Below are 18886 nucleotides of genomic sequence, written 5' to 3' on the forward strand. Positions count from 1 at the left end.
TCCCTCACACTCCGCTGTGGACCCCCACCCACCCAAACCCAGCTCCCCACCCGCGTAACGCTCCGCAACCAGAACCCCCAACCCACCAAATCCCGACTTGCCAATGTCCCCACCCGAGTGCGAGGAGCCCTCCCTCCCAACCACTCCCCGCCCAAGTCACAGCCCTGAAGCGCACAAGGTGTCCGTCACCACACCCGGTCGGCCGCCGCTATCCACACCGCGTCTTCCTCCGCCCACGGCCCGCCTTTCCAACCCGGGCTGGCAAGCCGACCGCGCGAGAGCTGCGCCGGGACTGCGAGATCAGCCCACCGACAAACGGCAGAATCCGCGGACAGACCGTCCCACGCACTCGGAGACGACAGGCGCCCACCTCAACGATCAGCGCACCCGGGCGCGATCAGAACGCCGACCCAGCGACGAACCAGCCCACCCCGATCAGGCAGCCGCCAACGGCCGCACCACAGCCGCCTCCACCCGCGCCGCCACCAAGCGGGCCACCTCCGGCGCATCGGTCAGCGGCTCGGCCACCACGACCGCCCCCGCCCCCAGTGCCTCCCGCGCCGCCAAGTCATACAGATACCCCGGCGCCAGGAAATACGCCGCCACCCCGACCCGGCCGGCCCCCGACCGCCTCAGAAGATCCACAGCGGCCCCGGGACGCACCCCCGGACCCGAGACATACCCCACCGCGCACGGAAGCCCCAGACGAACGCTCAATGCCCCCGCCACCGCATCCACCGTCTCCCGCGCCGCCGCGTCGCGGGTACCCGCCGCGGCCAGCACCACCCCGTCCAGCCCGCGAGCCGGCAGCCGCCGCACCAGGCCGTCGATCAGCAGCGGAGAGACGCCGGCCCACGTTCCCGCCGGGCCCAGCACTGATGCCAGCGTCACCGACACCGGCAGGTCCGCCGCTTCCTCGAGGACCGCCGGAATGTCCACCCGCCCGTGGTAGGCGTTCGTCAGCAGCAACGGCACCAGCACCGCCCGCCGCGACGACAGCGACCCCAGCACCGCGAGTGGGCGCGGGCCCGCGTGATCCAGATAGGAGGCGTGCACCTCCCACCTCGGTTGCACCCTGCGCACCGCCCGGGCCAGCGCCGACGTCGCCGCCGCCGCCCGCGGGTCGCGGCTGCCGTGGGCCACCAGAACCACGGACAGCCGGTCGGCTCGCGAGGTCAGACGTGCAGGCCGCATTCGGTCTTCTCGAACATGGCCCAGCGGCCCGCGCGCGGGTCCTCGCCGGCCTTCGTGCGGCGGGTGCACGGCCAGCAGCCGATCGAGCCGTAGCCCTTCTTGAACAGCTCGTTCACCGGCACGTTCCAGCGGCTGATGTAGCGGTCCACCTCGGCCTGGGTCCAGGCCGCGATCGGGTTGACCTTGACCTTGCCCTTGCGCGGGTCGAAGGCCACCACCGGCGTGTTCGCGCGGGTCGGTGACTCGTCGCGGCGCAGGCCGGTGGCCCAGGCGTCGTAGTCGGCGAGGGCGCGCTCGAGCGGCTCGACCTTGCGCAGGAAGCAGCACTCGTCGGGGTTACGGGCGAACAGCCGCGGACCGTACTCGCCGTCCTGCTGGCCGACCGTCATGCGCGGGCGGATCGAGCGCACGTTCACGTTCATCGTGGCGGCCACCGTGTCGCGCACCTTGAGCGTCTCGGGAAAGTGCAGGCCGGTGTCCAGGAAGACCACGTCCACGCCGGGCGAGACCCGGGAGAACACGTGGGCCACGACGGCGTCGGCCATCGAACTGGTGACGCAGAAGCGCGCGCCGAACGTGTCGGTCGCCCACTTCGCGATCTCCTCGGCGGGCGCGCCCTCGAGCCGGCGGCCGGCGTCGAGCGCCAGCGCCTCCAGCTCACCCGGGGAGCGGCGGTCGGCAGCCGCACCTTTTGAGGATCCGCCGATGGTCACGAGATTGAGGGATGTAGCGGCCACGATGGTCATCGGTTCACTCCCTTGGACAGCAACCCGTTGAACTTGACCGTGAACACCCGGGCGCAGGAGTGGCACTCCCACGCACCGTGCGAAGCCTCGTTGGGGCGGAGGTCTTCCTCCCCGCAGTAGGGGCAGTACAGGGGCGCTGACCGGGCGTCGCTCATTTGATGAGCTCCTCGTCAGCGCGTATCACCCAGGTGGCGAACGTCTCCTCGGCCGACGACCGGTCGGCCAGGTAGTTGACGGCCAGGCGCTCGACGTACCCGGGCAGCTCCTCGGCGGTGGTCTTGAGCCCGCGGACCTTGCGCCCGAACCCGGCGCTGTCGCCCTTGGCCATGCCGAGGGCGCCGCCGAGGTGCACCTGGAAGCCCTCGACCTGCTCGCCGTGCGCGTTCATCACCAGCTGTCCCTTGAGGCCGATGTCGGCGACCTGGGTCCGGGCGCACGCGTTCGGGCAGCCGTTGAGGTGAATCGAGATGTCGGTGTCGAAGTCCTTGAGGCGTTCCTCGAGGCGGGCCACCAGCTCCTCGCCGCGGGCCTTGGTCTCGACGATCGCCAGCTTGCAGTACTCGATGCCGGTGCAGGCCATGGTCCCGCGCCGCCAGGCCGACGCCCGGGCCTCCAGGCCGATCTCGCGAAGTCCCGCGATCAGCGACTCGACCCGGTCGTCCGCAACGTCAAGGACAAGGAGTTTCTGGTACGGGGTGAGGCGCACCCGATCGGAGCCGTGCGCCTCGGCGACGTGGGCGAGCCCGGCCAGCTGGGTGCCGGACGAGCGGCCCACCACCGGCGCCGCCCCGACGTAGTTGCGGCCGTCGCGCTGCTTGTGGACGCCGATGTGGTCGATCGGCCGCTCCGGCAACTCCGGCGGCGGCCCGTCGACCAGAGCGCGGTTCAGGTATTCCTTCTCCAGGATCTCCCGGAACTTGGCGACGCCCCAGTCGGCGAGCAGGAACTTGAGCCGGGCCCGGTTGCGCAGCCGCCGGTAGCCGTAGTCGCGGAAGATCCCGACCACGCCCTCCCAGACGTCCGGGATCTCCTCGAGCGGCACCCACACGCCGAGCCGCTCGGCCAGCCGCGGGTTGGTGGACAGTCCACCGCCGACCCACAGGTCGAAGCCGGGACCGTGCACCGGGTGCTCGACGCCGAGGAAGGAGATGTCGTTGATCTCGTACGGCGTGTCCACCAGCCAGGAGATCGACGACTTGAACTTGCGCGGCAGGTTGGAGTAGCGCGGGTCGCCGATGAAGCGCTCGATGATCTGGTCGATCGCCGGGGTCGGGTCGATCACTTCGTCGACGGCCACCCCGGCCACCGGCGAGCCGAGCACGATGCGCGGGCAGTCGCCGCACGCCTCGGTGGTCTGCAGGCCGACCGCGTCGAGCCGGCGCCAGATCTCCGGCATGTCCTCGACCCGGATCCAGTGCAGCTGGATGTTCTGCCGGTCGGTGATGTCGGCGCTGTCCCGGGCGAACTCCTGCGAGATCTGCGCGACCGTGCGGAGCTGGGCCAGGTTGAGCGCGCCGCCGTCGATCCGGACGCGGAGCATGAAGTACTCGTCCTCGAGCTCGTGCGGCTCGAGCACGGCGGTGCGGCCGCCGTCGATCCCGGCCTTGCGCTGGGTGTAGAGACCCCACCAGCGGAACCGGCCACGCAGGTCCTGCGGGTCGATCGAGGCGAACCCGGTGTGCGCGTAGATGTTCTCGATGCGGGCGCGGACGTTGAGCGGGTTGTCGTCCTTCTTGATCCGCTCGTTGGGGTTGAGCGGCTCGCGGTGTCCGAGCGCCCACTGACCTTCGCCGCGCGCCTTACGGGGGCGGGCGGTGGGCCTGGCTGGGGTGCTGCTGGGCGCCATGGCGGCGGTCCTCCGGGCTTCGTGGGCGCACTTGGACGCTCACGGCCACTGGGGAGGCTCGTGACATCTGTGTCAGGAGTTGGCCGGCGCGTCTCGCGCGCCCGAACTCAAATCGGGCGGCGTCAGTAAGCCGGACACATAGCGCTGCGGACGCGGCCGTAGTCGACGTGGCGGCGGGCCACGAAGCGGCGGTCAAGAGCAGCGGTCATGTCGGTAAGCCTCTCACGGACAACCATTCTCGGCCAGTACGGTCCAGAATCCGGGAGTGTGTCAGCTACCACCCCGGTGCGACGGTGATATTCAGGGGTGTCACCCTGTGGCGCGTGATCCGCGTACCCGCCCCGGTCCGCGCTCAGCTGTGCTGGGCGCTGCCGGTGCTGACGGCCGCATTCGTGGTCGCCTATCAGGCCGCCGAGCCCGAGCTGTGGCGGGACGAGTTCGCCAGTTGGAGTGCGGCCACCCGTACCGGGCCCGAGATTTTCGAGATGGGCCGCCACATCGACGGTGTCCTGGTCCCGTACTACCTGCTGCTGCATCTCTGGATCGGGTGGTTCAGCGACTCGGCGGCGGCCATGCGGGTGCCCTCGATCGCGGCCATGGCGCTGACGGCCGGCGCGGTAGCGCTGCTCGGCCGCCGGCTGTGGGGCAACCGGGCCGGGCTGTTCGGCGGCCTGCTGTTCGCGGTGCTGCCGGTGGTGTCCCGGTACGGCCAGGAGATCCGCGGCTATGCCCTGGCCACGCTCTTCGCCACGGTGGCCACGCTGCTGCTGATCGAGGCACTGGACCGGGCCCGCTGGTGGCTGTGGGTGGCGTACGGGCTGGCGGTGGCGCTGACCGGGCTGTCCCACCTGCTGGCCCTGCTGGTGCTGGCCGGACACCTGGTGATCGTGGCCAGCACCAGGAAAGCCGACTGGCGGTGGCTGGTCGCCGTGGGTGGCGGGCTGGCGGTGGTGCTGCCGCTCACCGTGCGCGGCCTGGGCCAGCACGCGGCTCAGCTGGCCTGGCTGGACCGGGCCTCACCGGCGGCGCTGGCCGACCTCCCCAACGCGATCTTCGAGGCGCCGGTGCTGGGTGGGGCGGTTCCGGCCGTGGCCGTCGCCGCGCTGCGCCGCGGGCGGGCCTTCGACGCGGGGCTGCTCTGGGCGGCCGTGTTGCTGCCGGTGGGCTTGCTTTACGCGTACGACCAATGGGTTGCCCCGGTCTTCGTCGGTCGTTACCTGCTGTTCTGCGTACCGCTGCTGTGTGCTCTGGCCGGCACCGCATTGACGGCGCTCCGCCTGCCGCTCGCCCTCGCTGTGCTCGCGGCTCTGGCCGCCATCGGCGTGCCCGCGCAGGAGAGATTCCGCGATCCGCATTCCCGGTACGCCTATGCCGCGGCCGCCGAGGTGGTGCTGGAAAACCAGCGGGCCGGCGACGCGATCGTCTACGCGCCCCGGGACGGCTGGCAGCTGGTGGACGTCGGCCTGGAGTACTACCTGCGGGACCGCGAGCCGCACGACGTGTTGCTCGCCGCCGACCAGCGCGCGACCCGTTCGCTGTGGGCCGCCGAGTGCACCGACGCGCTGCGCTGTCTCGGTGGCACGTCGCGGGTGTGGGTGGTGGCGGCCGACAATCTCGACCCGCCGTTCCGGGCCAACCCCACAAACCAGTTGAGGTACGAGGTGAAGGCCGCGCTCGGCGAGTTTGAGCAGCTCGCGGTGTGGCGGGTGGACGGCTTCACGGTCGCCCTGTTCGTCCGTCCACCGCGGGTCTGATCAGCGCTTGCCGAGCGGCACCACCAGGACCGCCTCGGTGCCGCCGCCGGCCCGGTTGCGCAGTTCGATGCTGCCGCGCAGCTCGCCGGTGGCCAGCGCGCGGACGATCTGCAGGCCGAGCCGGCCGCTGGCGTCGGCCTTGAAACCCTCGGGCAGGCCCTGGCCGTTGTCGGCGACCGTGACGTGCAGCTGCTTGCGGAACCGGTGCGCCGAGACGACGACCTCACCCGCCTCGTCCCGCGGTTCGGGCTCGGCGTCGTCCTCGGTCGCCGGGAAGCCGTGCTCGACCGCGTTGATCAGCAGCTCGTTGAGCACCATCACGAGCGAGGTGGCGATCTCGGCGGGCAGCACGCCGAAGGTGCCCTCGCGGCGCATCTTGACCGGGAAGCTGGTGGCGGCGACCTCGGTGGCGGCGCTGGCCACCCGGTCCACGATGCCGTCGAACTCGACCGCCTCGTCGCTCGACATGGACAGCGTCTCGTGCACCAGCGCGATCGAGGCGACCCGGCGGACCGACTCCTGGAGCGCCATCTTGGCCTCCGGGGCGTCCACCCGGCGGGCCTGCAGGCGCAGCAGCGCGGCCACCGTCTGGAGGTTGTTCTTGACCCGGTGGTGGATCTCCCGGATGGTGGCGTCCTTGGTCATCAGGGCGCGTTCCCGGCGGCGCACCTCGGTGACGTCGCGCACCAGCACCAGCGCGCCGATCGGCACTCCGGCCGGCAGCAGCGGGAGCGCCCGGGTCAGCACGGTGGCGCCGCGGGCCTCGACCTCCTGCCGGGGCGGGAAGCCGCCGCGCAGGGCGGCCAGGATGCGTTCGGCCGCGTCGGTGCCCTCCAGCGGGTCGGCGGCCAACCGGCTGGTCAGCATGAAGAGCTCCTCGCCGACCAGGTGCGCGTTGAAACCGAGCCGGCGGAACGCGGACTGCGCGTTCGGGCTCGCGTAGGTGACCTTGCCGCCGGCGTCGAGCCGGATCAGGCCGTCGCCGACCCGCGGGGCCGAGGTGGTCTCGCCCGGGTGCCGGGGCGGCGGGAAGGTGCCGTCAGCGACCATCTGGGCCAGGTCGTCGGCCGTGGTCAGGTAGTTGAGCTCGAGCTGGCTGGGGGTCCGCGCGGTGGACAGGTTGGTGTCCCGGCCGATCACCGCGATGACCTCGCTCCAGCCCTCCTCGCGGTCGGTTTCGTCGCGCAGCCGCACCGGGATGGCCTCGTGCCGGGCCGGGGTGTCGCCGTACCAGACCGGGTCGCCCTCGCGCCAGATCCGCTCCTGGGCGAACGCGATGTCCAGGTGCGCCACCTCGGGCCCGCCGACGATCTTGCCGACCTGGTCGTCCTGGTAGGCCGTGGGCGCGGTGGTCGGGCGTACCTGTGCCACGCAGAGGAAGTCGCGCGGCTGGCCGGCCTCGGCCCGCACCGGCACCCACAGCAGCAGGTCGGCGAAGGACAGATCGGACAGCAGCTGCCAGTCGCCGGCGAGGCGGTGCAGGTGGTCGATGTCGGCCGGGCCGAGTCCGGTGTGCTCCTCGGCGAGATCACGCAGGGTGGACACGGCTCAAGCCTGCCACGTCGTTGTTTCTGTCGTTGTTCCTAGAGGGTCGCGGTCACTTTCTTGAGTCCTCGGGGCGCGTCCGGGTCCTCCCCGCGGGCCAGCGCGAGCGCCAGCGCCAGCTTCTGCAGCGGCAGGATGTCGAGCAGCGCGCCGTGCCGCTCGTCGGCCAGCGCGGGCACCGGCAGCCGGCCGGCCGCGCCCGGGACGTCGGTGGCGCCGATGGTCACCACGTCGGCGCGGCGCTCGGCCAGCCGGTCGACCACCTCGCGCATCGACCGGCCGCCCGGCCCCTCGCCCACCACGGCCAGCACCGGCACGTCCGGGTCGGTCATCGCCAGCGGACCGTGCAGCAGGTCGGCACCGGAGAAGGCGAGCGCCGGCAGGTAGGACGTCTCCATCAGCTTGAGCGCGGCCTCCCGGGCGGTCGGGTACGCGTACCCCCGCCCGGTCGTGACCAGCCGCGACGCGAAGCGGTAGCGCTGGGCCAACTCGTCGGCAGAGGTGTCGGCCAGCGCGTCCTCGGCCAGCTGCGGCAGCTTGTCCAGGGCGGCACGCTCGTCGGTGGGCAGCCGGCCGTCACCGGCCCGGATCCCCTCGATCAGCAGCAGCAGCGCGAGCAGTTCGGCGGTGTAGGTCTTGGTGGCCGCGACCGCCCGCTCGTGCCCGGCCGCGACGTCGACCGACAGCTCGGCGGCCCGGGCCAACGGCGAGTCCGGGTTGTTGGTCACCGCCAGGGTGAGGCCGCCGGTCTCCCGGGCCGCGGTCAGCACGCCGGTCAGGTCGGGCGAGCCGCCGCTCTGGCTCACCCCGACCACCAGCGTGTCGGTGAAGTCGGGCCGGGCGCCGTACAGCGTGATCGCGCTCGGCGAGGCGCTGGCCACCGGCAGGCCCAGCCGGATCTCGGTGAGGTACGCGCCGTAGAGCGCGGCGTGATCCGAGGTGCCGCGGGCGACGAACATCACACTGCGCGGCCGGCGCCGGCCGACCTCGGCGGCCACGTCCGCGATCGCGGACGCGTGTGCACCGTCCAGCAGGCGCGCGAAACCGGCCGGTTGTTCCGCGATGTCCGCCGCCATCCCCTGGCCCCGCTGCGTCACTTGTTCCTCCCCTATTGAGCAGTTACCGCGCAGATCGTGCGCAGTCTTGCAAGAAATAGCTTAGATAGTCAACGTTTCGAGCACTACTGCGCAGCAAACCGGGACTGACAGATAGGCCCGCGTCCCTTACTGTTCTCGTTCGTGGATGCACGCCGCGCCGCCGACCGCGCGCTTGAGCAGGCAAGATCCGCTTTGGGGCGTGGCGCGCCGGAGGAGGCCGCCGATCACCTGGCGAGTGCACTCACCCATGCCCCGACGCTGCCCGAGGCGCACGAGTTACTCGGCCGCCTCGCCACCCGGCCGGGTGGTGGTCTCGACCTCTTCCCGCTGGTCCCGCACGTCGCGGCCGGCGGCCTGGCGTGCCGGGCCCACCTGCTGGCCGCGGCCGGCCGGCCCGAGGACGGGCTGCCGCTGCTGGCCGCCGCCAGCGGCCGGATGCCCGGCAGCGACTGGGCCGGCGTGCCCTGGGTCAGCGACCCGGCGCTCGGTGCCCGGATCGACCCCGGCCTGCTCGTCCAACTTCTCATGCGGCTGTGCACCGCGGTGGGCGATCCGGCGCCGCCGGCCACCCGGGCCAGCCTGCGGCCCTACCTCTCGGTCGCCCGGCACGCCGTCGCCCTCTACCCGGAGCACGCCATGCTGCTCGGGGCCGGCTCGGCGCTGGCCCGCCGGATCGGCGAGACCGTGCTCGCCGTCGACTGGGCGGTACGCGGCGCCCGGTCCCGCCCGTCCAAGCTCGCCGAGATCTGGCTGGGTTACGCGTACCGCAGTGCCGGCAAGCTGCCCGAGGCGCTCGCCGCGCTGCGCCGGGCGGTCAGCCACGACCCCGACGACCTTTCGGTGTACGCCGACATCGCCGGCACCCTGGCCGACCACGGCCGCCTCGACGACGCGCTGAACTGGGTCGACCGCGCCCTGGAGCGCAACCCCGACTACGACTGCGCGGTGCACACCGCGCACCGGCTGCGGCACCGCGCCGACGGTGACCTGGCCCACCTGGTGCGGCTCGCCGATTTCATCCGCGACCATCCGGACGAGTCGCACGAGCACACCGACCTGGCCGACTGCTGCCGCGGCATCCCGTGGCTGAGCGGCGCGCCCGCGGCCGCACCAGTGCCTCGCGGCACCGCGCCGGCCGGCGCCGAGCCGTCCGCCGACGCGGTGCGCCGGCTGCGCCAGGTGGCGTCGCTGTCCTGGGCCCACCCGCCGGCCGCCTACGACGCCGCGGTCCAGCTCATCCTGGTGCCGCCGGACGGCCTGCTGGCGCTGCTGGCCGACCCGCCGGCCGGCGTGGCCGCCGCCGAGATCTGGGCCTGCCTGGGCCTGCTGCACCACGGCGTCGAGGAGACCTGGCTCGACTCGGCCCGCCGCCGCATCCTGCTCGGCCTGCTCGACGGCGGGCTCGACCGGGTCACCGAGGCGGCGCTGTTCGCGCTCGTGGTGGCGGCCTGGATCGACCCGGAGGCCCGGGAAGACGTGGCCGCGGTTGTCGGCGCCCGGCTCGCCGAGACAGCGGCCCGGCCGGGTGCCCGCTCGGTGGCCGAACTGGCCCTGGCCACGCCCGACCTCGACCCGGCCAGCCGTCAGGTGGCGGCCGGGATGATCCGGGTGCCGGCCATCCCGCGGCAGCGCGGCCGCAACCGCCTGCTGCTGCGCTGGCGGCGTCCCTGACCGGGCCTGACTAGCTCTCGATCACCGCGATCAGGTCGCCCTCCTGGACGACGTCACCCTCGTTGACCGCAAGCTGGGCGACGGTGCCGTCGGACTCGGCGAGCACCGGGATCTCCATCTTCATGGACTCGAGAATCACCAGCGTGTCCCCGTCGGCGACGGTGTCGCCCTCGGCGGCCACGACCTTCCACACGTTGGCCACCATCTCGGCCCGGATCTCGTCCGCCATCGCCGACTGCCTCCTCGTCGCCCGCAGGGTCAGCGTCATCCAATCATGGATCGGCAGTGGGCGAGTCCCGGGCACCGGGACGCGCCGACTACCATCGGGACGGGTTAACGCGCCACGAACAGGAGTCCACCATGGCCAAGAAGTCTCGCAAGAAGAAGGCTCGTAAGAAGAGCTCCGCCAACCACGGCAAGCGCCCCAACAGCTGAGCGCTGACATAACAAAGGCCCGGCAGCGCCGGGCCTTTGTCGCGTTCCCGCCGGGTTACGGCAGAAATTCGCGGGTCTCGACCTGGACCTCGAGCTGGTCCAGCTTGACGCGCAGCCGCTCGCGCAGCTCGACGGGCGCCCGCTCGTCGCCGCAGCAGCGCGCCACCAGCGCCTTCACGTCGTGCTCGATGCCGTACTCGCGCAGGCACCCGGAACAGTCGTCCAGGTGTTTCTGGATCAGCGCCCGCCGGTCCTCGCTGCACTCGAGGTCGAGGTAGAGGTAGACCTCGCTGAGTACGACGCCGCAATCAGTCTCGTGCTCCTCGCCGCTCATCTCGCCTCACGCCTCCTGCGGTTCCGACGCGGTCCGGGTGATGCCCCGATCGATGGCGTACTGCTCGAGCAGCTTCCGCAGGTTGCGGCGGCCGCGGTGCAGCCGGGACATGACCGTGCCGATGGGAGTGCCCATTATGTCGGCGATCTCCTTGTACGAGAAACCCTCGACATCGGCGAGGTAGACGGCGAGCCGGAAGTCCTCCGGCAGCTGCTGGAGGGCGTCCTTGATGTCGCTGTCCGGCAGCCGGTCGAGCGCCTCGGTCTCGGCCGAGCGCAGCCCCACCGAGGTGTGCGACTCGGACGAGGCCAGCTGCCAGTCGGTGATCTCCTCGGTCGGCGCCTGCACGGGTTGCCGCTGCTTGCGCCGGTAGGAGTTGATGTAGGTGTTGGTGAGAATCCGGTACAGCCAGGCCTTGAGGTTCGTGCCCTCTTCGAACTGGTGGAACGCGGAGAACGCCTTGAGGAACGTCTCCTGGACGAGGTCCTCGGCATCCGCGGGATTGCGCGTCATCCGCAGGCCGGCCGCATACAGCTGGTCGACGAACGGCAACGCGTCACGTTCGAAGCGCGCACGGCGCTCCTCTGCCCGCTCTGTCTGGGCCACCCTCAGCTCTCCCCTCGACCGCACCGCCGAGGATACGGGGTGTGCCCCGTCTGAAGCTTCGAAAACCGCGGGTGTGCTGACACTCACCAATGTGCTGGTTGAGGGTTCGGCGGCAGCGGGCCAGTCCGGAGCACTCAACAACTCCCGTACCCGTACCTGGCCACGCTCAACGCTCTCGGTTCCGGCTGGCACCGTGGAAACCCCCTTTGACGTGCCTGCTCGCACGCCGTACAACCAGCCGGGCGCAAGTTGCATTCCCGTCAGCGGGCCCAGCCGTGCCGGGCCAGCCACTCGACCGCGAGACGCCCCGTGGTGCGGACGTCTTTGCGCAGGTCATGGGTGGCGCCGGGACGCACGATCACCTCGACGTCGGGGGTCGGCTCGGGCACCCCGAACGGGTCCCGGTCACCGTTGAGCACCAGCGTCGGCACGCCCACCGGCAGCTCACCGGCCCGGCTCTTGTCCGGTTTGCCCGGCGGGTGCAGCGGAAAGGCGAGCGCCAGCACTCCGGCCGCACCGAGCGGGGCGGCGGTCCGGCAGGCGACCCGCGCACCACTTGAGCGCCCACCGAAAATCAACGGCATATCCGGTACGGCGAGATGCGCGATCACGGCCGACCAGGCCTCGTCGAGCTGGCCGGTCGGTGCCGGTGCCCGCCGGCCGGCCATCCGGTACGGCTGGGTCACCAGGACCACCCGTACGCCCGCCTCCGCCGCCGCCTCGCGCACCGCGACCAGGTCGGGCGCGTCCACCCCGCCGCCGGCGCCGTGGCCCAGGACGAGGATGCTGACGGGCGGGCCGGCGGGTTCGATGGTGCGAAGCCCGGCCGGCCCGCGCGGTGTCTCAACTTCGGTGCTGGTCACGGGGCCTATGTAAGCAGCCCCGGCCGCATTCAGGTCACCGGCTCAGCGGAATCAGCGTGAGCAGGCGGCGATCCTCCTCGTCCGGCTGGTCCTCCACCGGATCTCCGTTCGGCTTCACCCGTTCCCGCCAGGCCACCAACATGGCGCGGCGTTCCCGTGGCGTGGTGCCGCCCCAGACTCCGTGGCAGTCACCGACCTGGAGTGCCCAGGCCAGGCATGGACCCTGCACCGTGCAGGTGCCACAGAGTGCGACGGCACTCTCGGATGGCTCGTTCGGAGCCGGAAAGAACGTTTCAGGATCAACGCTGCGGCATGCTCCGCGCGTGCGCCATGCCTCGTCGGCCCGGCGCTCCTGAATTGCCTCGAGCAGTCGTGGGTCGCGTCGTGCGATGGCTACCTCGTGCGGACGCGGCATACGAGCCCGTGTCATCAGCCCACCTCCCCCGTGGGACCGGTGTTGCGCGTGGTGACCTGCCCGCACCGTGCGGACCGGCACCACTCCGGCGCTGGTTTCTATCGCACGGTAGAAGATCAGAACAAGGGTGTTATCAATCTCGAAACAAAGTTCCGGCTTCGAAATGCGTACATATCTTGACGAATGCCGTTGTTGATCTCGAAGGATTTCTAGAAGAGCGTCGATGCAGTGGGCGGGTCGAGAAGCTCCGGACCGTTGTTCCGGACGTTGCCCACGGCCGGGCCGACCGGCCGCACCTCGATCGCGGCGAGTTCACGCTCGGTCATCGGCTGTAACAGCGCGCCCGGGTCGCCGCCGCCGGCCAGCCACTCCGGCCACCGCTCGCGGGGCAGGATCAGCGGCATCCGGTCGTGCACCCGGGCCAGCCCGCCGATCGCCGCGGTGGTGAGAACACTGCAGGTGAGGACCGACTCGGGACCCCAGGCCGACCAGATGCCGGCGAACGCGAGCGGGCCGCCGCCGGCCGGGGTCATGTAGTACGCCTGCTTGTCCTTGCCGGAGCGCAACCACTCGAACCAGCCGTCGGCCGGTATCAGACAGCGACGGCGGGCGAAGGACGGCGCGAACGCCGGCGAGGTCGACACCGTCTCGGACCGGGCGTTGATCATGCGGGCGCCGCCGCGCAGATCGCCGGCCCAGGGCGGTACCAGGCCCCAGCGTGCGGTATCCAGCACCCGGGCGTCGTGCCGTTGCGAGATACGGACCAGCGGCACCGGGTCGGTGGGCGCCACGTTCCAGCTCGGGGTCAGGCCCTCGGTGACGTCGACGGCGTCGAACAGGTCACTGAGGTCGGCCTCACTCCGCGTGGTCGCGTACCGCCCGCACATGGAGCGCAACGGTACGCCTGCCGAAACGTTCCCGGGGGGCGGGAATGCTCCGCGGTTTTGTCGTAACCCCCCGGCAGAATGACCACCGTGACCGCAGAACCCCGCCCCTGGCTCGCACCCACCGCCTCCGGCTCCGTGACCGCGACCGTGCGGCTGCCCGGCTCCAAGTCGATGACCGCCCGCGCGCTCATCCTGTCCGCGCTCGCCGACGGCCCGTCCGAGATCGTCCGCCCGCTGCGCGCCCGCGACACCGAGCTGATGGCGGCCGGCCTGCGCGCGCTCGGCGCCGGCGTCGACGCGAGCGACCCCGAGCACTGGCGGGTCGAGCCCGGCGAACTGCGCGGCCCGGCCCGGGTCGACGTCGGCCTGGCCGGCACGATCATGCGGTTCCTGCCGCCGGCCGCCGCGCTCGCCGACGGCACGGTCGAGTTCGACGGCGACCCGCATGCCCGCAAGCGGCCGATGGGCCCGATCGTGGCGGCGCTGCGCGGGCTCGGCGTGTCGATCGACGCGTCCGAGACCGGCGGCCTGCCGCTCACCGTGCGCGGGACCGGCCTGGTCGAGGGCGGCGAGGTGGTGATCGACGCGTCCGCGTCCAGCCAGTTCGTCTCCGGCCTGCTGCTGTCCGCGCCGCGCTTCGCCAAGGGCCTGGTGCTGCGGCACGAGGGCCCGCCGGTGCCGTCCGCGCCCCACCTGCGGATGACCACCCACATGCTGACCGCCGCCGGCGCCGAGGTCGACGACACGGTGCCCGACGTCTGGACGGTCGGCCCCGGCCCGCTGTCCGGCCGCACCTGGGTGATCGAGCCCGACCTCTCCGGCACCGCCCCGTTCTTCGCGGCCGCCATGGTCACCGGCGGCGAGGTCACCCTGGCCGGCTGGCCGGCCGACAGCTGCCAGCCGATCGCCCAGGTGATCGCGCTGCTCACCCGGCTGGGCGCCGAGGTGACCCAGACCGAGGCCGGTCTCACCGTGCGCGGCACCGGCACGCTGCGCGGCGTCACCGCCGACCTGTCCGAGGTGAGCGAGCTGACCCCGGTGGTGGCGGCGCTGGCCGCGCTCGCCGACGGGCCGTCCGAGCTGCGCCGGGTCGAGCACATCCGCGGCCACGAGACCGACCGGATCGCCGCGCTCGCCACCGAGCTGACCAAGGCCGGCGCCGAGGTCACCGAGTTCCCGGACGGCCTGCGGATCGTGCCGCGCCCGCTGCGCGCGTCCTCCTTCGAGACGTACGCCGATCACCGGATGGCGCACGCCGCCGCGGTTATCGGACTCGCCGTGCCGGGCATCGAGCTGACCGACGTAGCGTGTACCTCGAAGACGTTGCCCGAGTTCCCCGAACTCTGGGCGGGACTCGTGGCGAGGAGCTAGGCCCTGGCAGGACACAAGCGGGAGTACGACGAGGACGACGTCCGGATCCGTCCGGGCCGTTCGTCACGCCCGCGTACCCGGACCCGCCCCAAGCACGACGACGCCGTCGACGCCCTGGTGATCACCGTCGACCGCGGGCGCTACGGCTGTGTCCGCGAGGACGCACCGGCCGGCGGCGACCTCCAGATGATCACCGCCATGCGGGCCCGCGAGCTGGGCCGCAAGTCGGTCGTGGTGGGCGACCGGGTGGCCCTGGTCGGCGACGTGACCGGCGCACCCGGCGCGCTGGCCCGGATCGTCCGCATCGGCGAGCGCACATCGGTGCTGCGCCGCACCGCGGACGACGACGACACCACCCCCGAGGGCCGGCTCGAGCGGGTGGTGGTGGCCAACGCCGACCAGTTGGTGATCGTCAGCGCGCTGGCCGACCCGCCGCCGCGCACCGGCTTCATCGACCGCTGCCTGGTAGCCGCGTACGACGCCGACATCGAGCCGCTGCTGTGCCTCACCAAGGCCGACCTGTCCGGCCCCGAGGCGGTTCTCGACTATTACGCCGAGCTCGACCTGCCCTACGTACTGGTCCAGCCCGACAGCGACCTGACCGAGGTGCGCAAGGCCTTGGCCGGCCAGATCTCGGTGCTGGTGGGCCACTCCGGCGTTGGCAAATCCACCCTGGTCAACCGTCTGGTCCCCGACGCCCTGCGAGCGGTGGGCGCGGTCAGCGCCATCGGCAAGGGCCGGCACACCTCCACCAGCGCGGTGGCGCTGCGCCTGCCCGCCGTAGGCCGCTCCCGCAAGGACCCCGGCTGGATCGTCGACACCCCCGGCATCCGCAGTTTCGGCCTGGCCCACGTGAGCGCCGAGAGCCTGCTGCACGGCTTCCCCGACCTGGTGGAGGGCACCCTAGAAGACCAGCCCAACTGCGGCCACGCCCCCACCGACGTCGAGTGCCGCCTGCAATCCTGGGTGGCCGAGGGCAAAGCCGACCCCCGCCGCCTGACCTCATACCGCCGCCTGCTGTCCTCCCGAGCAGGCGAACCCGACCCCCGCGACGACCCCCGCGACCCGAACCCGCACGAAGCCACACCGCCCACCGACCACCCGCCCGCCTGAAACGCTCGTCCTCCGCCTCTGCGCTTCCGGCAGGCGCGCCCGGCCCTGCCACCCGGCCCTGCCACCCGGTCCCGCCACCCGGTCCCGCCACCCGGTCCCGCCACCCGGTCCCGCCACCCGGTCCCGCCACCCGCGCGGGCAGGCGCTCCCAACCCACCCGTCGCCCTGCCACCCGGCTCTTCCTGCCTCCGCTTCAAGACCTCCGCAACCTGGCCCCGTTTCGCGTTGGCGTTTTCTCAGCACCTGAACCGTGCGTTGCGTCCCAGACAGAACTCAGAGTGATCGGCTAGCGTGCCCCGCATGGCCGGTTACTCGGACGATCTCGCCCTTGCCCACCTGCTTGCCGACACCGCCGACAAGATCTCGATGGGCCGGTTCCGGGCGCTCGACCTGCGGGTCGAGTCGAAGCCCGACCTCACCCCGGTTTCCGACGCGGACACGGCGGTCGAGCAGGCGATTCGGGCCACCCTGGCGCGGGCGCGGCCACGGGACGGCGTGCTGGGCGAGGAGTTCGGGCACACCCAGGCCGCCGCCGGGCCGGGCAGCCGGCGCTGGGTGATCGACCCGATCGACGGCACCAAGAACTTCGTGCGCGGGGTGCCGATCTGGGGCACGCTGATCGCCCTGCTCGAGGGCGACACCCCGGTGGCCGGGCTGGTCTCGGCGCCGGCGCTGGGCCGCCGATGGTGGGGCGCGCTCGGCCATGGGGCGTACGCCGGCAAGCACCAGCACCAGGCCACCCGGATCCGGGTGTCGGGTATCCGGCACTTGTCCGATGCCAGCTTCTGCTTCGCGAGCCTGAACGAGTGGGCCAACACCGGCCGGCTCGACGCGATCATCGACCTCAGCCTGTCCGCGTGGCGGAGCCGGGCCTTCGGCGACTTCTACGGCTACATGCTGCTCGCCGAGGGTGCACTCGACATCATGGTCGAGCCCGAGTTGTCCCTGTGGGACGTCGCCGCATTGATACCGATCATCACCGAGGCCGGCGGCAAGATAACCGATTTGTCCGGCCGTCCGCCAGGGGACAAAACCCCCGCGATCGCCACCAACGGCCCACTTCACGAGACAATCCTGAACGCGCTGGCCGCCCCGAAACGCTGACCCACCCCATCCGGGTACGAATCCACCAAGATCACTAGCCGGTTGGCCGGTACAGGCTCGGCGGCCCCGGGTACTGGTCTATCGTGCGTCAGGTGACTCCGGGCTGGTTCTTCCTCGCTGCCATGATCATGGCGTACGGGGTAGCCAACCTGTTGCAGTCCGCCGCGGCCGCCCGAACCACGGTCCACCACACCTTCGATCCGTCCCTGCTGGTGCGCCTGGCCGGCCAGCGGACCTACCTGCTAGGCATCGGCTGCCAGGTCCTGGGCTTCATACTCGCGTTCCTGGCCCGGCGTGACCTACCGCTGTTCCTGGTGCAGGCCAGCGTGGCAGCCGGCTTGGGCGTGACCGCACTGTTGGGCGTACTCGTCCTCAAGTGGAGTCTGCCCCCCGCCGAGATCGTGCTGCTCACCCTGCTGCTGGGCGGCATCACCGCCTTGGTCCTGTCGGCCCAGCCCGCCCACTCACAGCGCCTGGGCACGATCGTGGTGATCCTCCTGGCTGCGTCAATCCCCGCCATCGCCCTCCTGGGATTTTTTGCCGTACGCCTGCACGGCGCCCTCGGCTCAGTGGTACTCGGTTCCCTGGCCGGCGTGAACTTCTCCGCCGCCGCAATCGCCGCCCGCCCGCTGGCCGGCGAACACTCGGTGGTCGGCTTCTTCACGAACCCATTGCTCTACCTCCTCGTAGTCCACTCCCTGGTAGGCCAGCTCTTGCTGGGCCTGGCCATGCAACGCGGCTCCACCACCGCCGCGGTGGCCGCCATGGACGCCGCCGGCGCCATCCCTGCCGCCGTCGTCGGCCTGCTCCTGCTAGGCGACCAGATCCGCGAGGGCCGCGAGTGGATGGGCGCGCTGGGCTTCGTGGTCACCCTGGCCGCGGTGATAGGCCTGACCAGGTACGCGGAACCACAACACCACCACGCAACCGCCCCCACCCGGCGCCCCGACCCAGCAGCCCCCTTACGGCCAGCCGCCACCGGCCGCTGACACCACCGCTGCTCACCTCACCGCCGCTCACCTCACCGCCGCTCACCTCACCGCCGCGAGGGCCACCGCTGCTAACGCCACCGCCGTGACACCGCCGCCGTGACACCGCGGCTGACACCGCTGCTAACGCCACCGCGTCTGACGCCGCCACCGCTGACACCGCCCGGCCCAGCGCCGGCCGGGCCACCCGGCGTCAACCAGCACCCCAGCAATGCGGTCGGCACCCCTCCATGCGATTCGGACACCGGCAATCCGCCGCCCCTCCGCAGCGTCCGCCCTCGAAGCTTGACGCGGCTGGGCACCTCCTGACACCGCGCCAGCCCCCTAATTTCCCCCTCTCTTCGGATCCCCGAATCGAACGCGTTCAGCGTGGGGGCTGTCCCCCTACCCACCACCGCCCGGGCCCGGAAGAATTCGTGGTGCCCGGGAGACGCCGCAGTCAGCCGAAGTCACGCGGTTGGAGCGGCCGGGCAGTAACGAAAGCGAGTTCTGGACAGGTGCATGACCGGACTTGGCACTGACCCGCGTTGGGCGCGATCCCCGACTGGACGCGAACCCCTGAGCGGACACGAAGCCAGACCGAGCGCCTTCATCCGGGGCACGACTCACCCGAGCGCAGCCTCCACCAACCGGCTCCATCCCGGCGCGACCACGTTGATGCCGTCTGGACGGGGCCGCGACTCCACACCATGCGGCCCGGGACCAGGCGCGACCCCGGTCCAACGCCGCCCGGGACCAAACGCCGCCCCGAAAGCAGGCGCCCATACGGGAGCAGTCGCGAGCTTGGCGTTTTCAGACAACGCGGGCCGGGACCGGGCGCGGACCAGGACCGGGCGTGGACAGGACCGGGCGCGGACCAGGACCCGGCGCAGACCAGGACCCGGCGCAGACCAGGACCCGGCGCAGACCAGGACCC

At 71.8% G+C, this 18886-nt stretch carries 18 protein-coding genes; 7 read left to right on the plus strand and 11 right to left on the minus strand.

Going from position 1 to position 18886, the window contains the following annotated elements:
• Positions 1–435 precede the first annotated feature (435 nt).
• The 3 genes from Ari01nite_RS07380 to Ari01nite_RS07395 all read right to left on the minus strand — a co-directional run bounded on the left by Ari01nite_RS07380 (position 436) and on the right by Ari01nite_RS07395 (position 3786).
• A complete protein-coding gene (locus tag Ari01nite_RS07380; RefSeq protein ID WP_203780272.1) occupies positions 436–1194 on the minus strand; it encodes a sirohydrochlorin chelatase in 759 nt (252 codons plus the stop codon).
• A complete protein-coding gene (locus Ari01nite_RS07385) occupies positions 1176–1940 on the minus strand; it encodes a phosphoadenylyl-sulfate reductase (RefSeq protein WP_203780273.1) in 765 nt (254 codons plus the stop codon). Before Ari01nite_RS07385 ends, Ari01nite_RS07380 begins: the two co-directional genes overlap by 19 nt.
• 151 nt (positions 1941–2091) lie before the next feature.
• Complete coding sequence (locus Ari01nite_RS07395; RefSeq protein ID WP_203780274.1) at positions 2092–3786, minus strand: nitrite/sulfite reductase; 1695 nt, start codon at positions 3784–3786, stop codon at positions 2092–2094.
• A 323-nt stretch (positions 3787–4109) separates the two neighbouring features.
• On the opposite strand from Ari01nite_RS07395, the gene Ari01nite_RS07400 reads away from it, so the two are divergent.
• Positions 4110–5540 (plus strand): glycosyltransferase family 39 protein, encoded by a 1431-nt coding sequence (locus Ari01nite_RS07400; protein WP_239162532.1) that lies wholly within the window; start codon positions 4110–4112, stop codon positions 5538–5540.
• On the opposite strand, the gene Ari01nite_RS07405 is transcribed toward Ari01nite_RS07400, so the two are convergent.
• On the minus strand, positions 5541–7085 hold the full coding sequence (locus tag Ari01nite_RS07405) for a sensor histidine kinase (RefSeq protein ID WP_203780275.1): 1545 nt from the start codon (positions 7083–7085) through the stop codon (positions 5541–5543).
• A gap of 38 nt (positions 7086–7123) precedes the next feature.
• Positions 7124–8161 carry an SIS domain-containing protein gene (locus tag Ari01nite_RS07410; protein WP_203780356.1) on the minus strand — a complete coding sequence of 346 codons (1038 nt, stop codon included), beginning with the start codon at positions 8159–8161 and terminating at the stop codon, positions 7124–7126.
• A gap of 162 nt (positions 8162–8323) precedes the next feature.
• Between Ari01nite_RS07410 and Ari01nite_RS07415 the strand changes: the two genes are divergently transcribed.
• The gene (locus Ari01nite_RS07415; protein ID WP_438872142.1) at positions 8324–9853 is read left to right on the plus strand and encodes a tetratricopeptide repeat protein; all 1530 of its coding nucleotides are present in this window, start codon (positions 8324–8326) and stop codon (positions 9851–9853) included.
• Positions 9854–9863: 10 nt separating this feature from the next.
• On the opposite strand, the gene Ari01nite_RS07420 is transcribed toward Ari01nite_RS07415, so the two are convergent.
• A complete protein-coding gene (locus tag Ari01nite_RS07420; RefSeq protein WP_203780358.1) occupies positions 9864–10082 on the minus strand; it encodes a biotin/lipoyl-binding carrier protein in 219 nt (72 codons plus the stop codon).
• Between the two features lie 131 nt (positions 10083–10213).
• Between Ari01nite_RS07420 and Ari01nite_RS51665 the strand changes: the two genes are divergently transcribed.
• On the plus strand, positions 10214–10288 hold the full coding sequence (locus Ari01nite_RS51665) for a 50S ribosomal protein bL37 (protein ID WP_370657623.1): 75 nt from the start codon (positions 10214–10216) through the stop codon (positions 10286–10288).
• 55 nt (positions 10289–10343) lie between these two features.
• Here Ari01nite_RS51665 and rsrA read toward each other — a convergent pair whose 3' ends face one another.
• The 5 genes from rsrA to Ari01nite_RS07445 all read right to left on the minus strand — a co-directional run bounded on the left by rsrA (position 10344) and on the right by Ari01nite_RS07445 (position 13393).
• The gene (rsrA, locus tag Ari01nite_RS07425; protein ID WP_203780276.1) at positions 10344–10622 is read right to left on the minus strand and encodes a mycothiol system anti-sigma-R factor; all 279 of its coding nucleotides are present in this window, start codon (positions 10620–10622) and stop codon (positions 10344–10346) included.
• Between the two features lie 6 nt (positions 10623–10628).
• Positions 10629–11420: a sigma-70 family RNA polymerase sigma factor gene (locus tag Ari01nite_RS07430; RefSeq protein ID WP_203780277.1), complete on the minus strand. Its 792-nt coding sequence runs from the start codon at positions 11418–11420 to the stop codon at positions 10629–10631.
• A gap of 68 nt (positions 11421–11488) precedes the next feature.
• Positions 11489–12091 (minus strand): alpha/beta hydrolase family protein, encoded by a 603-nt coding sequence (locus Ari01nite_RS07435; protein WP_203780278.1) that lies wholly within the window; start codon positions 12089–12091, stop codon positions 11489–11491.
• 34 nt (positions 12092–12125) lie between these two features.
• Complete coding sequence (locus Ari01nite_RS07440; RefSeq protein WP_203780279.1) at positions 12126–12521, minus strand: WhiB family transcriptional regulator; 396 nt, start codon at positions 12519–12521, stop codon at positions 12126–12128.
• Positions 12522–12715: 194 nt separating this feature from the next.
• Complete coding sequence (locus Ari01nite_RS07445; RefSeq protein ID WP_203780280.1) at positions 12716–13393, minus strand: SOS response-associated peptidase; 678 nt, start codon at positions 13391–13393, stop codon at positions 12716–12718.
• Positions 13394–13471: 78 nt separating this feature from the next.
• Here Ari01nite_RS07445 and aroA point away from each other — a divergent pair, with 78 nt between their 5' ends.
• The 4 genes from aroA (at position 13472) to Ari01nite_RS07465 (ending at position 17970) form a co-directional block, all read left to right on the plus strand.
• Positions 13472–14764, plus strand: a complete 1293-nt coding sequence (aroA, locus tag Ari01nite_RS07450) for a 3-phosphoshikimate 1-carboxyvinyltransferase (RefSeq protein ID WP_203780281.1) — start codon at positions 13472–13474, stop codon at positions 14762–14764.
• Positions 14765–14767: 3 nt separating this feature from the next.
• Positions 14768–15877: a ribosome small subunit-dependent GTPase A gene (gene rsgA, locus Ari01nite_RS07455; RefSeq protein WP_203780359.1), complete on the plus strand. Its 1110-nt coding sequence runs from the start codon at positions 14768–14770 to the stop codon at positions 15875–15877.
• A gap of 300 nt (positions 15878–16177) precedes the next feature.
• Entirely contained in the window at positions 16178–16981 is an 804-nt protein-coding gene (hisN, locus tag Ari01nite_RS07460; protein ID WP_203780282.1) for a histidinol-phosphatase, read from the plus strand.
• A gap of 122 nt (positions 16982–17103) precedes the next feature.
• Entirely contained in the window at positions 17104–17970 is an 867-nt protein-coding gene (locus Ari01nite_RS07465) for a hypothetical protein (protein WP_203780360.1), read from the plus strand.
• Positions 17971–18886: the final 916 nt, after the last annotated feature.

It is taken from the genome of Paractinoplanes rishiriensis (assembly GCF_016862375.1).
Taxonomy (GTDB): domain Bacteria; phylum Actinomycetota; class Actinomycetes; order Mycobacteriales; family Micromonosporaceae; genus Actinoplanes; species Actinoplanes rishiriensis.

Coding starts and splice junctions, on each gene's coding strand:
- Ari01nite_RS07380 (WP_203780272.1), bottom strand. CDS start 1,194: ATGCGGCCTGCACGTCTGACCTCGCGAGCCGACCGGCTGTCCGTGGTT.
- Ari01nite_RS07385 (WP_203780273.1), bottom strand. CDS start 1,940: ATGACCATCGTGGCCGCTACATCCCTCAATCTCGTGACCATCGGCGGA.
- Ari01nite_RS07395 (WP_203780274.1), bottom strand. CDS start 3,786: ATGGCGCCCAGCAGCACCCCAGCCAGGCCCACCGCCCGCCCCCGTAAG.
- Ari01nite_RS07410 (WP_203780356.1), bottom strand. CDS start 8,161: ATGGCGGCGGACATCGCGGAACAACCGGCCGGTTTCGCGCGCCTGCTG.
- Ari01nite_RS07420 (WP_203780358.1), bottom strand. CDS start 10,082: ATGGCGGACGAGATCCGGGCCGAGATGGTGGCCAACGTGTGGAAGGTC.
- rsrA (WP_203780276.1), bottom strand. CDS start 10,622: ATGAGCGGCGAGGAGCACGAGACTGATTGCGGCGTCGTACTCAGCGAG.
- Ari01nite_RS07440 (WP_203780279.1), bottom strand. CDS start 12,521: ATGACACGGGCTCGTATGCCGCGTCCGCACGAGGTAGCCATCGCACGA.
- Ari01nite_RS07445 (WP_203780280.1), bottom strand. CDS start 13,393: ATGTGCGGGCGGTACGCGACCACGCGGAGTGAGGCCGACCTCAGTGAC.
- aroA (WP_203780281.1), top strand. CDS start 13,472: ATGACCACCGTGACCGCAGAACCCCGCCCCTGGCTCGCACCCACCGCC.
- hisN (WP_203780282.1), top strand. CDS start 16,178: ATGGCCGGTTACTCGGACGATCTCGCCCTTGCCCACCTGCTTGCCGAC.
- Ari01nite_RS07465 (WP_203780360.1), top strand. CDS start 17,104: ATGATCATGGCGTACGGGGTAGCCAACCTGTTGCAGTCCGCCGCGGCC.